Genomic DNA, 12,903 nt, shown 5'->3' with positions numbered 1-12,903 from the left:
ATTAAGAATCCTGGTCGCGGATAAAGAGTTTATGGGCAGCATCAATTAAATGTTGTTGATGTTCGCCATGAGTTTGGTTTAATGTCTGCGTGGGATGATGTAAAAATTTATTCATAAGAGAATTGGCTAGCTGTTCAATCACCGCCTCAGCAGAGTCCCCACGCAACAATGCTTTTTTGGCTTTCTCAAGTTCCATACGGCGGTAGTTATCAGCATGCTCGCGTAGCTTTTTAATGGTCGGAACCACTTCTCGAGTATGTAACCAATGAATAAAATCTTGAACTCTCACGCTAATGATTTTTTCTGCCTCTTCCACCGCAGCTTGCCGTAACTCTTTGTTTTCTTGAACTATTTCACCTAAATCATCAACGGTATACAAGAATATATCAGACAGTTTCCCCACTTCAGGCTCAATGTCACGTGGTACAGCAAGATCAACCAATACCATAGGTTTGTGTTTTCTGCTTTTCAATGCATTTTCAATCATACCTTTGCCAATTAGCGGTAAGTGACTGGCTGTGCAAGAAATAATCACATCATGCAATGGAATTTCTCTAGTGAGCTCTGACAACGTAACGGCTTGACCTTTAAAGCGCTCAGCTAAAAGTCGACCTCGTTCCAGTGTGCGATTGGCAATAGTGATTTGCTGTGGGTTTTTAGCAGCAAAGTGAGTGGCAACCAGTTCTATCATCTCACCGGCACCAATAAACAGAATCTTTTGATCGCTCGTGTTACCTAATACACTATGTGTTAATTTCAGTGCAGCGGCGGCAAGAGATACAGAACGCTCGCCAATCGCCGTTTGACTTCGTACTTCTTTGGCTACTGAAAAAGTAATTTGGAACAGTTTATCAAGCATTGGGCCTAACGTTCCCGCCTCACTGGCTATTCTTACTGCTTGTTTTACCTGTCCTAGAATTTGTGGTTCGCCAAGAACCATGGAATCCAAGCCAGAAGCAACTTTAAAGGCGTGGTGTGCTACTGCGCTACCGTTGAGCTGATAGAGGTATTGGCTGATATCAAATTGCCCTAAGTGATGGTGCTGTTGCAGCCATTCTGTAATGGAGGTAGGCGATTCATTACGAACATAAATTTCTGTCCGATTGCAAGTAGATAGAATGACTGCCTCATCACTATGAGTGTCTTCACTAAGCTTAATCAATGCGGGAATTAATTGCTCATCATTGAAAGCAATTCTTTCACGCACAGCAAGCGGGGCGCTATCATGATTAAGCCCAAAAGTGTGAATAAAAGAGGTTGAATCAGCCAATCTACTAACCAATGCAATAAACTATAATTAATACATTATAAACCGCTAACCGCATCTCTGTCCTTTAATGTGATTGAGAAGGAGTGAGTCCTTTGGGGTAGAAAACCCACATACGACCTGATTGTCTCATTGAGCCTGCTTCTTTACCAGCTTCATTGCCAGTGCCCCAGTAAAAATCAGCTCTTATTGCACCGCGTATAGCTCCTCCCATGTCCTGGCCAAACATTAATTGTCTTAAAGGACGGGAAGTATTTGGTAAAGTAGTATCAAGGAAAATAGGCGTACCCAACGCGATGACACGGGTATCAATGGCTAGGCTTGCTTTAGGGGTGAGTGGTACGCCAAGTGCCCCCAGCGGATCTTTTAAGCTATCAGGTAAAATTCTAAAAAATACATAACTGGGGTTTTGATTCAGCAGGTGATGTAGTTGATGGGGGTGGTTATGTAGCCATTTTTTTATGCCGTTGACAGACGCATTACTTAAGGTGAGTTCACCTTGGTCAATTAAGTAACGGCCAATAGAGCGATAGGGATAACCATTTTGATCGGCATACCCTAAATGTAAGTGTTGGCCATTGGCTAATACAATTTGTCCAGAACCTTGAATTTGCATGAAAAACAAGTCAATAGGGTCATGCACATAGGCCAGTACTGGGGCGTTAAGCGGTTGATCTTCAAGTTCAATATCTGTTCTTGATAGATAAGGGACAACTTTTTGACCTTGTAATCGTCCTCGTAATCTTTTGCCCTTTAGTTCTGGTACCACACTGCCCAAATCAATCGTTAGTAAATCCTTGGGTTCACCGTAAATGGGGTAGGTATAGTATTTCGTTCGTACAAGACTGCCTTTCATAACAGGTTCGTAGTAACCTGTGATAAGTCCAGTTTTTGTTCCGTCTGGGTTTTCAATACGCCATACATCAAAATGCTGCTCAAAAAAGATTTTACGAGTCTCCTCGGTAGTATCTTTTCCAAGTGCTCTAGCTCGTTGGCAGATAGGTAACCAATGAGCGTCTTTTTCTAAAGGAACACATTGCCGAAGGAGCGCCTGCCATGAGTCAAGACTAACGCCATGTTGCCAATTAGGTAAATTACTAAAGCTATCTTCTATGAACTTGGGTGATTGAAGTGTTGTAATAGCTTGCCCAGAGGTATTTGATGGAGTAGGACATGCTTGAGAGGGCTTGGCTTCCTCTTTTGATAATTGATTATCTTGAGGTAAGCTTGCGCAACCTGTTACAAATAGTAATAAAAAGAGTGTTAAATACTTGTTCATAAAATAATAATTCATTATAACGATTTTTTTCATTCGCAAAAAAGATTATGAGGGTGGTTATCAAGCCCTGCGCACACTCTGTTAGAATAAACTAAACATATAGATAAAATGAATAGGGGAGAAAGGGATATGGTAGATCGAATTGCACCAAGTTTATTATCAGCAGATTTCGCTAATTTAGGTCAGGAAGTAAAAGATGTTATTGCAGCTGGCGCTGATCTTATCCATTTTGATGTAATGGATAATCATTATGTGCCTAATTTAACAATTGGCCCATTAGTCTGTGAGGCGATACGTTCTTATGCAACCGTTCCGATTGATGTGCATTTAATGGTCAAGCCTGTTGATCGAATTATTCCAGACTTCGCTAAGGCAGGTGCTGGGATTATTAGTTTTCATCCAGAAGCCAGTGAACATATTGATCGTACAATTGGTCTTATTCATGATCAAGGCTGTAAAGCAGGATTAGTATTCAATCCTGCTACCTCTTTGAGCTATCTAGACCATGTGATGGATAAACTAGATCTCATCTTGATTATGTCTGTTAATCCAGGTTTTGGTGGGCAGTCTTTTATACCTGAAGCATTAAAAAAACTGCGTGAGGTAAGACGTCGTATTGATGAGTCTGGCTATGATATTTGGTTGGAAATTGACGGTGGCGTAAAGGTGGATAACATTCATTCCATTAAACAAGCAGGCGCTGATACCTTTGTGGCAGGTTCAGCAATATTTAACACCCCTGATTATCTCGCCACGATTGCCGCAATGCGTAAAGAGTTAAACCGATGACAAAAGAAGAGTTTTTTGCCTTAGGCCAAGCAGGATATAATTTAATTCCAGTAGTAAAAACACAGCTTGCAGACTTAGATACCCCCCTTTCAGTTTACGCAAAGCTCGCTCAAGCACCTTATACTTTTTTACTTGAGTCGGTTCATGGTGGAGAGCGCTTTGGAAGATATTCTTTTATTGGTTTACCGGCAAAAAAACGACTTCGAGTGACCCAGTATCAGGTGGATATAGAGACCGATGGCATGGCAACTGAGTCTATTACTGTTGATAACCCACTTGATTTTATTGAGCACTTTCAAGAGCAATTTAAGGCAGCACCACTTAAGGTCTTACCTAGATTTTGCGGGGGGTTGGCGGGTTATTTCGGCCATGACATTATTCGTTATATAGAGCCTAAGCTTAGTCAAGGTTGGAAAAAAGACGACATTGGGACCCCAGATATTTTATTGCTAGTCACAACTGAATTAGTGGTTATAGATAATTTGTCTGGGCAACTTCATCTTGTTGTCTATGGTGACGCAAGTCATCCTCAAGGTTTTGATCTGGCAACAAAACGGCTTGAAGAACTATCTAAAGAATTAACCCAACCTGCTTTGTTACCTGAGTTGGCTGTGACAGATTCTGATGAATTAATTAACGATACTGATCAACAATGGCATCAACAAGCTGTTAATAAAGCACTAGAGTATATTAAAGAGGGCGATATTATGCAGGTGGTGTTAAGTCGCCGCATGCATCGTTCTTTTAAGGCAGAGCCGTTGGCATTATATCGTGCATTAAGAAGACTAAATCCTTCTCCTTACATGTTTTATTACAATATGAAGGATTTTTATGTGGTCGGTGCCTCACCAGAAATTCTCGTGCGACTGGAAGATAATAAAGTGACGTTAAGACCCATAGCGGGGACTCGGCCCAGAGGACGTGATGCGCTAGAAGATGAAAACTTGGCTATGGATTTATTGAACGACCCTAAAGAAATAGCTGAACATATTATGTTGATGGATTTAGGTCGGAATGACGTGGGCCGAATTGCAGAAACGGGTTCGGTGATAGTCACTGAGAAAATGGTGATAGAACGCTACTCTCACGTCATGCACATCGTCTCCAATGTAGAGGGAAAATTAAAACCAGGGTTTAAAGCCATGGATGTCTTAAAAGCCACTTTCCCAGCAGGGACCTTAAGTGGAGCGCCTAAAATTCGAGCATTAGAAATCATCGATGAGTTAGAACCCGTTCGCCGCGGTATATATGGTGGAGCGGTGGGTTATTTTGATTATTCAGGAAATATGGATTTAGCCATTGCTATTCGCACTGCTGTCATCAAAGATGGGGTGTTATACGTTCAAGCAGGTGGAGGAATTGTTGCCGATTCGACAGCAGAGAGCGAATGGCAAGAAACCGTCAATAAATCTCGTGCGGTACAAAAAGCAGCTCAGCTCGCGGAACAAGGACTACACTAACCATGACAGATAAAAGTGATTCTTCACGTTCTATCCCTAAACCTCCTCATCCCTTAGAAAGAATTTGCCCGCTTCCGTGGGAACATCCCGTAAGTGTCAAAGAAGCAGAGGAGTTAAAGCGACGCCAACAAGAAATTATGGCCAATCCCTCTTATGTTGAGCCTGATCAAGATGTCTCTTTTATTCATGAGGATGCTCTCAGGGGGGTACGCTTACAACTGGATTACAGCAAAGCTGAAACTACCATGAACAATTATGGTATTCACCACGCTATTGTAGTATTTGGTAGCACACGTTTAAAAGACGAAAAGTTAGCTAAAGTAGAGCACGAATTGGTACTAGCAAAACTAGCGGCAGACCCTGCTAATACGTTTTTAAAACAACAAGTGCGTTTGTCTGAACGACAGGTTGAGTTGTCTCGCTACTATGAAGTAGGACGCCAATTGGGGCAACTAGTAGGACAAGCAGGTCATGGACCGCAAGACTCAAGTTTGGTGATTATGACTGGTGGTGGCCCTGGCGGGATGGAAGCCGCCAATCGTGGTGCATATGAGGTGGGTGCTCGTAGTGTTGGCTTAAATATTACTTTACCAAGAGAGCAATATCCTAATCCATACATCACCCCGGGACTGTGTTTTCAGTTTCATTATTTTGCGTTACGTAAACTACACTTCATGAAACGTGCCGTAGCCTTAGTGGCTTTACCGGGTGGTTATGGTACCTTTGATGAGTTATTTGGTGCGTTAACCCTCATTCAAACAAGAAAAATTGCTCCTATACCAGTTGTGTTAGTTGGTGAAAGCTTCTGGCGTGATGTGGTGAATTTTGAAAGACTGTTGGATTATGGCAATATTGATCCTGAAGACATGAATCTGTTTTGGTACGCTGAAACCGCACAAGAAGCCTGGCATGGCATTCGTGAATGGCATCGCAGTAATGGTACTGATATTTTTGATGGTGAAGGGCGCATCCAACCAAGAAAAACTGCTTCACTTCGTACTGACCCAATTTAAAGATATATATTTATGTTGTTAATGATTGATAACTATGATTCCTTTACTTATAACCTTGTCCAATATTTTGGTGAATTAGGTCAAGAGGTACTGGTTAAAAGAAACGATGAAATAACCATTGATGGTATTCAGCAATTGCGCCCATCTTATATTGTTATCTCTCCCGGGCCTTGTAGTCCAAAGGAGGCGGGGATATCAGTGGAGGTGATTCGTCAATTTGCGGGGAAATTACCTCTTTTAGGCGTGTGTCTTGGACACCAAGCTATTGGAGAAGCCTTTGGTGGAAAAGTAGTTCACGCAAAAACCGTTATGCACGGCAAAGTCTCATCTGTGTTTCATCATAATGAAGGTGTTTTTACGGATTTACCGAACCCAATGAGGGCTACACGATATCATTCTCTTGCTGTTGAGAAAGAGTCATTACCGGAAGAATTAAGAGTCACCGCATGGACTGAGGATGGAGAGATCATGGGAATAAAACACACCCATTACCCTTTAGAGGGAGTTCAGTTTCATCCAGAGTCTATTTTGACTGAGCATGGTCATCAGTTGTTGAACAACTTCCTTACGCGATACCACACAAAAAATTAGCTATTTTGACAAAGTCATCAACACTTAGTGTTTCAGCTCGACGTTGAGGGTCGATTGCTAATTGTTCCCATTGACTCTCGTTAACCCATTTTTTTAGGGTTGAACGTAACATTTTTCTTCTTTGAGAAAATGCGTCCATCACCACTTGAGCGAAGAGTTTTTCATTGTGTGCTGTGAGCCTATCCATAGATTTAGGAATAAGCCTGATAATAGCTGACATCACTTTTGGTGGGGGGTTAAATGCTGAGGGAGGAACGTCAAATAAATGTTCAAGATGGAAGCGATAGGACATCATAACGGTTAAACGACTATAGTCACCACTTCCAGGTTGAGCAGTTAAACGATCAACCACTTCCTTTTGTAACATGAAATGAGCATCTCGCCATTTATCTGCACTCATTGTGAGATGAAAGAGTAATGGCGTAGAAATATTATAGGGAAGGTTACCAATAAGTCGAAAATGATTCGGAAACTGTTTAAAGTCAACTTGAAGTACGTCGCTTTCAACAATCGTAATTTGACTTTTATATTGGGTCTGTTGTTGCCAATAATGAATTAGATCTCTGTCTAGTTCAATTAAGGTGAGGTGATCAAGTTCTTTGAGTAAAGGATGGGTGAGGGCACCAAGTCCGGGACCAATTTCTACAACGCTATCCTCTCTGCGAAAATGAGCTAACTTAATAATATTATAAATAATGGATTGATCAACCAAAAAATGTTGACCAAAGCGTTTTCTGGCAATGTGTTTTGTCATTATTTATGGTTCATATGTAATGCCGTGTTAATGGCTTCTTTTAAGCTACCCGCATCAATATGAGCATTTTTTTTACCTGCAAGCGAGAGAGCGGTGCCGTGATCCACAGAGGTACGAATGATTGGTAAACCTAAAGTAATATTGACTCCTCTGCCAAAACTAGTCGTTTTAAGAACGGGTAAACCTTGATCATGGTACATGGCTAAGACACAATCTACTCCCTGAAGAGAGTCCTCTAAAAACAAAGTATCTGCTGAAAAAGGTCCTTCAATACGCTGCCCTAATAATTGACAGCGTTGTATCGTTGGAGAGATAACTCTTATTTCCTCATCTCCTAAATGTCCGTCTTCACCAGCATGAGGGTTAAGTCCCGCAACTTTTATTCTAGGGTCTGGGATATTAAATTTTGTTTTTAACTCTCGATGTAATATTTGTAGAGTTGAAAACAAATCCTCTTCAGTAATGGATTGAGCTACTTCTTTTAAAGGAATATGGGTGGTGGCAAGGGCCACTTTTAATTCTCCTCCAACAAGCAACATAACCACTTTAGGTATCGAAAACTGTTGGGCTAAATATTCTGTGTGTCCGGTAAAAATAATTCCTGACTCTTCGATAATACTTTTTTGTATAGGACCTGTAACCAACGCATGAAAGATACCCTGATAGGTGTATTGGGCTGCGTTAGTGAGTGCTTGTAACACATAATTTGCATTAAGAACGTTGAGGCTTCCTGGGGTAACAGGAGCCTCACAGGGATGGTGCCAAACGGCGATATGAGAATGGCATTGATGAGGGTTATGAGGATCAAATTCCTCAAACTCAAAAGGAATAGCCAACATCGCTGCGCGTTCAATGAGCATGTTTTTATCAGCACATAACACTAACTGCGCTTTAATATCCCTCTCTTGCGCTATCATTACTGCCAAATCAGGACCTATTCCAGCAGGCTCTCCAACGGATAGACCAATTATTTTTTGTGAATTAGAAGTCATCGAGTCGGATGTCGACATAGGCGTTATCTCTTAACTGCCTTACCCATTCATCAAACAATTCATCAGTTTTTCTGGCTGTAATACCTTGTTTTATGGCTTCCATTCTTCCCTCAAGAGAGGTATCGCTCTCTCTTTCACTGACTAATTGCACAATGTGCCAACCCAAAGCAGTTTCAAATGGCTGACTTATTTCTCCTGGATGTAATAGTTGAAGTTGTTTTTCAAAATCAGGCAGCGTTTCTCCTGCTGTGATCCAACCAATATCACCACCATTGTTCCTACTATCGTCTTCTGACGACAAACTGGCAACCTTAGCGAAATCCTCGCCTGCCTTAAGACGATCATAAATTCCATAGACTTTGTTTTTTGCTTGCGCTTCTTCGCCTGGATTAATTTTAATGAGTATCTGGCGAACGTGATATTGGGTGATTTTTTTAGCTGTTGCACCACCACGGACGTCGAGTAACTGAATCAAATGAAAACCATTAGATGTTTCTAAAATGTTACTGGTATCTCCAGGATGCATTTTTTGTACAGCTTCGACGAAAATAACGGGTAACCTTGCTGCTGGACGCCATCCGAGATTACCGCCTTGTAATGCATCTGGTGCATCAGAGTAACTCGCTGCTACCTGAGAAAAGGCTACGCCACTTTTAATGGTATTTAACGCTTTTTCAATTTTTTTACGGCTAAGATCACGTTGTTCTCTGGTGGAGTTCTCAGGAACAGACACATAAATATGAGCAATGTCATACTCCTCTTGAGCATTGGCTCCTAATTTTTTTTCTTGTGCAAGTTGAGCTTTGACTTCATTGTCACTCACTTGTACTTTATTATCCACTTCCCTCTTTCGCAATTCAGCTAATAACATCTCAGTACTGATTTCTTGGCGAAATTTCTTTAATGGAACCCCCTCACTCACCACTTGTTTGTTAAATTGTTCAACAGTTAGGTGGTTGCTTTTCGCTATTCTCTCGATTGCTTGGTCAAGTTGCGCGTCTTCAACTTTCAACCCCATCTCTTCTGCGTATTGCTTTTGAACTGAGTCGTAAATCATTTTTTCTAGTACTTGACGCATTAATATTTTGCGATCAGGTAGCGGAATATTTTGCTTTTGTAATTGTTTGGCTATTAAATTCGTTCTATCAGTCAAATCGGACAAGGTAATGACATCGGAATTTACAACAGCAACAATACGGTCAATGACCTCTGGTGGAGCAGTTTTTTTTGTTTCCACTGCGTATAAATTAGTGCTCAACAAATAAGTTAAAGCAAATAGGAGAAGAGTAAAGGATTTTCTAAACGGTATCATGGGGTATTAATATCGGTGGTTTTAACGTAGCCTGGAATATTAAGCAATAATGATTGCAATGGGTTTTGCCCTAATCCAAGACCTCCTAGTTCTAACTGTATAAAAAATGCAGAGTTTGTCTGTATTGACGATACTGCAAAACGTGTGCTGACTAATCGTAATGCCCAACAATCTTGATTATACTCAATTCCCATTAATCCTTGCATGACTTGATTGATGATGGTTGAGTAAGACACTCTACCAAGAACAGAAACATGACTAGTAACCGGCCACTCTGTTGATACATCCCATTGACGAATTGGGAAAAAAGCAAAAGTTTGAGTGGTGTTGTTATAAACTTGAGCAGGAGTAATGGTGGGATTGATTGTAAAAAACTGATTAATGTTGTTTTGATAACCAACATTAACGAGTTTTCCTGGTGCAGGTGAATAGTTACCATAAATATAGATTTGCTCTGTTTGATGTGTTTGAGCATTTAAATCTAATGTACCACTTAGTTTCCAGTGATTGTATATATTGGCACTTGCTTCAGCTATGTAATCGGACACACTATAAGGATAAGGTGCTTCTCCAGGTAGTAATACTTGGTTTTGCACAAAATAAAAACGTTGTCCAAGCATTAAACGTAATTCTTCAATTTGAGAGGTCGGATTAATAAAACGTGAGGTGACAGCGGCAGTAAGCTGATTGGCGTTATTAATCCGATCATAACCATTGAATTGATTTTCAGAAAAAATAGTTGTTGAGTCAAAGTTGGCTAGAGATGAGTCAAAGACAGGATACTGTGACTGATTTTTATAAGGGATATAAAGATAATATAAACGCGGCTCAAGAGTTTGCGTATAGCTATGACCAAATAACGAGTCATCACGCTCAAAGGTTAAACCAGAATCAACGCTGGTGATGGGTAATACGCGTGTTAATGTTGATGAAGGGTAACCTGCCTGATTAGCAAACTCGGTTAAATTGTATTGAGTTAAATTAACACCTGTTTTGATTTTTAAGAAACTAAAGCTGTTGTGGAAAGGAATAGTAATTGAAGGATAAGAAACAAAACGATCAGCGCTAGTCACAGATTGTTGCGCGGCATTATATACAATCCCATTATAAATTGAGTTGCCATTAATATAGTAACCCGGGCTAATAAAGCTTGTATATTGATTGGTTGCATCAATTTGATAAGTTCCGTTTGTATCAAGGTGGCTGTAATTAGCATTAATTTGTGGTTCCATGCGGTACTGTGGTGTAGCACCAAACAGTGTTTGGTAGGAAATAGATTGCACATTAATATTCCAATCAGGAATACGGTTGTAGGTTAAATTAATATTCCTCGGTAAATACGCCAAGGCCATCGGCGCAAGTAGAGAGCTTAAATCGTTAAAATAGTTTGGGTCAGAGACTTGTTCTATATCTGCAGATAGCCCTACCCCCGGCGCTATAGACAAATTATTTTTCCAACTATAAAACCAACGCGACGTATTTGTTTGAGCATCGTGCGGTAAGATTTCTGTGACTAATTCCCCAGAAAAAGTGGGTTCTAAATAACGGAAGTCATTACCAAGCTGAATGCCTCGTGCACTCATCGTTCTGGGCGTTAATGTATCATCTAAATTGGGGGCAATATTAAAGTAGTAGGGCACAGCATAGTCTTGGCCTGTACTGGTACTTGCCCCAATCGTTGGTGATAAAAATCCTGATTGTCTTGACCCATTAAGAGGAAAGGTGATTTGAGGTGCGTAGAGAATGGGGGCACCCATAAAATCGATCGTTGCATTATGCGCTGTTCCCTTATTGGTTTCCTGATTAAGATCCATTGACGTAGTATTGATACTCCAATCATTTCGACCTACCGGGCAGGTTGTATATGAGCTATCAAGCGCATGTTCTTGATGGTCATTCAAAAAATTCATTAAAGCCGCATTGACCCTTGAACCAAGAGGGCGTTCGGGTGTTGGGGCATAAAACAAGGTTGGATTGTCAAAATAACCCTGATGGGTATCCATATTCAAAACACCATGTGGACCATCAACAGTAATCACATTGTCTTTAACCATGTGAACATTGTCAGTGGCTTCAATAGTATTGGTTTTTTGCTTAAAGTAAATATGATCTGCAAATAAAGACAATCCGCCGCGACGTGCTTCAGCATGCCCGTCAGCTTGGGCCACAAACCCATTTTGTGATACTACATGATCCCCTCGAATAAACACAACTTGTTCATTGTCAGGTAAGGGGGGGACGCTTAAACGATATTTCTTTGATGGCTGTAGTGTCAGTGGAGTATCAATAGCGTCATCTGCCATAGTAATTAATGGCAGCATAAAAATTAAAGCAAACAATCCACGGATTAAAAAAGGCGGCATCAGGCAGTCAATTCATTATTTAATTTTGTTAAAATCGCATAAATTATGGTTTATTGCAATGTACTAAAGGATACTATGGATCTTAGATTCCAAGAGCTTATTAGTTGGCTTAATGAAAGCCACTCCATTTCAGCTAATGAAGTTATCCCCGCCTCGTCAGACGCCTCCAATCGACGTTATTATCGTTTTAATTGGCAAGGGAACTCTTTTATTGTCATGGACGCTCCTCCTGATCTAGAGGATTGTCATCCTTTTTTACATGTACAGCAGCAATTGTACCAAGTTGGTGTCTCTGTGCCTGAAATTTTTCGCAGCTCGCTTGAGCGTGGGTTTTTACTGTTAACGGATTTTGGCTCTGAAACTTTTCTAAACAGAGTAACTAACAAACCTCAGGAAGCCAACCTGTGGTATGTAAAAGCGCTTAAGGCATTGATTCCAATGCAGAAAAATAGTCTACCGAAGGTTTTTCCTGACTATTCAGAAGATTTATTGCGACGAGAAATGTCATTGTTTCGCGATTGGTACGTGGCCAAAGAGAAGCAAGTAACCCTAAGTCCACATTTATCTGAAGCGCTTAGTCTATCTATAAACAGAATTGTCGAGCATATCAAAAAACAACCTAAGGTATGGGTTCATCGCGATTACCATAGTCGTAATTTAATGATTACAAAAGATAATCTTGGGATTATTGATTTTCAGGATGCGGTTTACGGCCCGATTACTTATGACGCAGTCTCATTATTAAGAGATGCCTACATCCAATGGTCTGAAGAACAACAGCTAGATTGGCTGATTCGCTATTGGCAAGAGTTAAAAAAAGAACAGTTACTTGAAAATAACGATTTTTCTGAGTTTTATCGTGATTTTGAAATGATGGGTATTCAACGACATCTAAAAGTAGTAGGTATTTTTGCAAGACTTGCACATAGAGATAATAAACAAGCCTATTTACAGGATATTCCTAGAGTATGGGGTTATTTAAGAGCAGCTGTTTCACGTTACAATGAACTAAGTCCTCTTATGAAGGTATTAGATTTTCTTGAGGATAAACCAGACGATATAGGGTATACCTTTTGATAACAG

General features: G+C 40.5%; 11 protein-coding genes. 5 read left to right on the top strand and 6 right to left on the bottom strand.

Features of this window, described 5'->3' with window-relative positions; translation table 11 throughout:
• Nucleotide 1 precedes the first annotated feature (1 nt).
• Together hemA and mltA are read right to left on the bottom strand one after the other, a co-directional pair.
• On the bottom strand, nt 2–1,270 hold the full coding sequence (gene hemA / locus FV185_RS06320; protein ID WP_231862159.1) for a glutamyl-tRNA reductase: 1,269 nt from the start codon (nt 1,268–1,270) through the stop codon (nt 2–4).
• 64 nt (nt 1,271–1,334) lie between these two features.
• The gene (mltA, locus tag FV185_RS06315) at nt 1,335–2,546 is read right to left on the bottom strand and encodes a murein transglycosylase A (protein WP_082787082.1); all 1,212 of its coding nucleotides are present in this window, start codon (nt 2,544–2,546) and stop codon (nt 1,335–1,337) included.
• A gap of 129 nt (nt 2,547–2,675) precedes the next feature.
• On the opposite strand from mltA, the gene rpe reads away from it, so the two are divergent.
• From rpe to FV185_RS06295, 4 genes are read left to right on the top strand one after another with little or no spacing between them, the layout of a single operon-like run.
• On the top strand, nt 2,676–3,335 hold the full coding sequence (gene rpe, locus FV185_RS06310; RefSeq protein WP_067495215.1) for a ribulose-phosphate 3-epimerase: 660 nt from the start codon (nt 2,676–2,678) through the stop codon (nt 3,333–3,335).
• Complete coding sequence (gene trpE, locus FV185_RS06305; protein ID WP_067495212.1) at nt 3,332–4,795, top strand: anthranilate synthase component I; 1,464 nt, start codon at nt 3,332–3,334, stop codon at nt 4,793–4,795. The genes rpe and trpE overlap by 4 nt, the downstream gene beginning before the upstream one ends.
• Nucleotides 4,796–4,797: 2 nt before the next feature.
• Complete coding sequence (locus FV185_RS06300) at nt 4,798–5,808, top strand: LOG family protein (RefSeq protein ID WP_067495209.1); 1,011 nt, start codon at nt 4,798–4,800, stop codon at nt 5,806–5,808.
• A gap of 12 nt (nt 5,809–5,820) precedes the next feature.
• A complete protein-coding gene (locus tag FV185_RS06295) occupies nt 5,821–6,399 on the top strand; it encodes an anthranilate synthase component II (RefSeq protein WP_067495206.1) in 579 nt (192 codons plus the stop codon).
• Here FV185_RS06295 and rsmA read toward each other — a convergent pair.
• The 4 genes from rsmA to FV185_RS06275 are packed head-to-tail and all read right to left on the bottom strand — an operon-like array spanning nt 6,374 to nt 11,820.
• Complete coding sequence (gene rsmA / locus FV185_RS06290; protein WP_067495203.1) at nt 6,374–7,153, bottom strand: 16S rRNA (adenine(1518)-N(6)/adenine(1519)-N(6))-dimethyltransferase RsmA; 780 nt, start codon at nt 7,151–7,153, stop codon at nt 6,374–6,376. The genes FV185_RS06295 and rsmA overlap by 26 nt on opposite strands.
• Nucleotides 7,153–8,163, bottom strand: a complete 1,011-nt coding sequence (gene pdxA / locus FV185_RS06285; RefSeq protein WP_229347076.1) for a 4-hydroxythreonine-4-phosphate dehydrogenase PdxA — start codon at nt 8,161–8,163, stop codon at nt 7,153–7,155. The genes rsmA and pdxA overlap by 1 nt, the downstream gene beginning before the upstream one ends.
• Nucleotides 8,135–9,457, bottom strand: a complete 1,323-nt coding sequence (locus FV185_RS06280; protein ID WP_067495197.1) for a peptidylprolyl isomerase — start codon at nt 9,455–9,457, stop codon at nt 8,135–8,137. The genes pdxA and FV185_RS06280 overlap by 29 nt, the downstream gene beginning before the upstream one ends.
• Nucleotides 9,454–11,820, bottom strand: coding sequence for an LPS-assembly protein LptD (locus tag FV185_RS06275; RefSeq protein WP_067495194.1), 2,367 nt, complete (start codon nt 11,818–11,820; stop codon nt 9,454–9,456). Before FV185_RS06275 ends, FV185_RS06280 begins: the two co-directional genes overlap by 4 nt.
• 75 nt (nt 11,821–11,895) lie before the next feature.
• On the opposite strand from FV185_RS06275, the gene FV185_RS06270 reads away from it, so the two are divergent.
• Entirely contained in the window at nt 11,896–12,897 is a 1,002-nt protein-coding gene (locus FV185_RS06270; RefSeq protein WP_082787064.1) for an aminoglycoside phosphotransferase family protein, read from the top strand.
• Nucleotides 12,898–12,903 lie beyond the last annotated feature (6 nt).

Origin of the sequence: Ferrovum sp. PN-J185 (assembly GCF_001581925.1) — a bacterium.
Lineage (GTDB): Bacteria > Pseudomonadota > Gammaproteobacteria > Burkholderiales > Ferrovaceae > PN-J185.
This window is presented reverse-complemented; position numbering and strand designations above follow the sequence as displayed.

Coding starts and splice junctions, on each gene's coding strand:
- mltA (WP_082787082.1), bottom strand. CDS start 2,546: ATGAACAAGTATTTAACACTCTTTTTATTACTATTTGTAACAGGTTGC.
- rsmA (WP_067495203.1), bottom strand. CDS start 7,153: ATGACAAAACACATTGCCAGAAAACGCTTTGGTCAACATTTTTTGGTT.
- trpE (WP_067495212.1), top strand. CDS start 3,332: ATGACAAAAGAAGAGTTTTTTGCCTTAGGCCAAGCAGGATATAATTTA.
- FV185_RS06280 (WP_067495197.1), bottom strand. CDS start 9,457: ATGATACCGTTTAGAAAATCCTTTACTCTTCTCCTATTTGCTTTAACT.
- FV185_RS06275 (WP_067495194.1), bottom strand. CDS start 11,820: ATGCCGCCTTTTTTAATCCGTGGATTGTTTGCTTTAATTTTTATGCTG.
- FV185_RS06270 (WP_082787064.1), top strand. CDS start 11,896: ATGGATCTTAGATTCCAAGAGCTTATTAGTTGGCTTAATGAAAGCCAC.
- FV185_RS06300 (WP_067495209.1), top strand. CDS start 4,798: ATGACAGATAAAAGTGATTCTTCACGTTCTATCCCTAAACCTCCTCAT.
- rpe (WP_067495215.1), top strand. CDS start 2,676: ATGGTAGATCGAATTGCACCAAGTTTATTATCAGCAGATTTCGCTAAT.
- FV185_RS06295 (WP_067495206.1), top strand. CDS start 5,821: ATGTTGTTAATGATTGATAACTATGATTCCTTTACTTATAACCTTGTC.
- pdxA (WP_229347076.1), bottom strand. CDS start 8,163: ATGTCGACATCCGACTCGATGACTTCTAATTCACAAAAAATAATTGGT.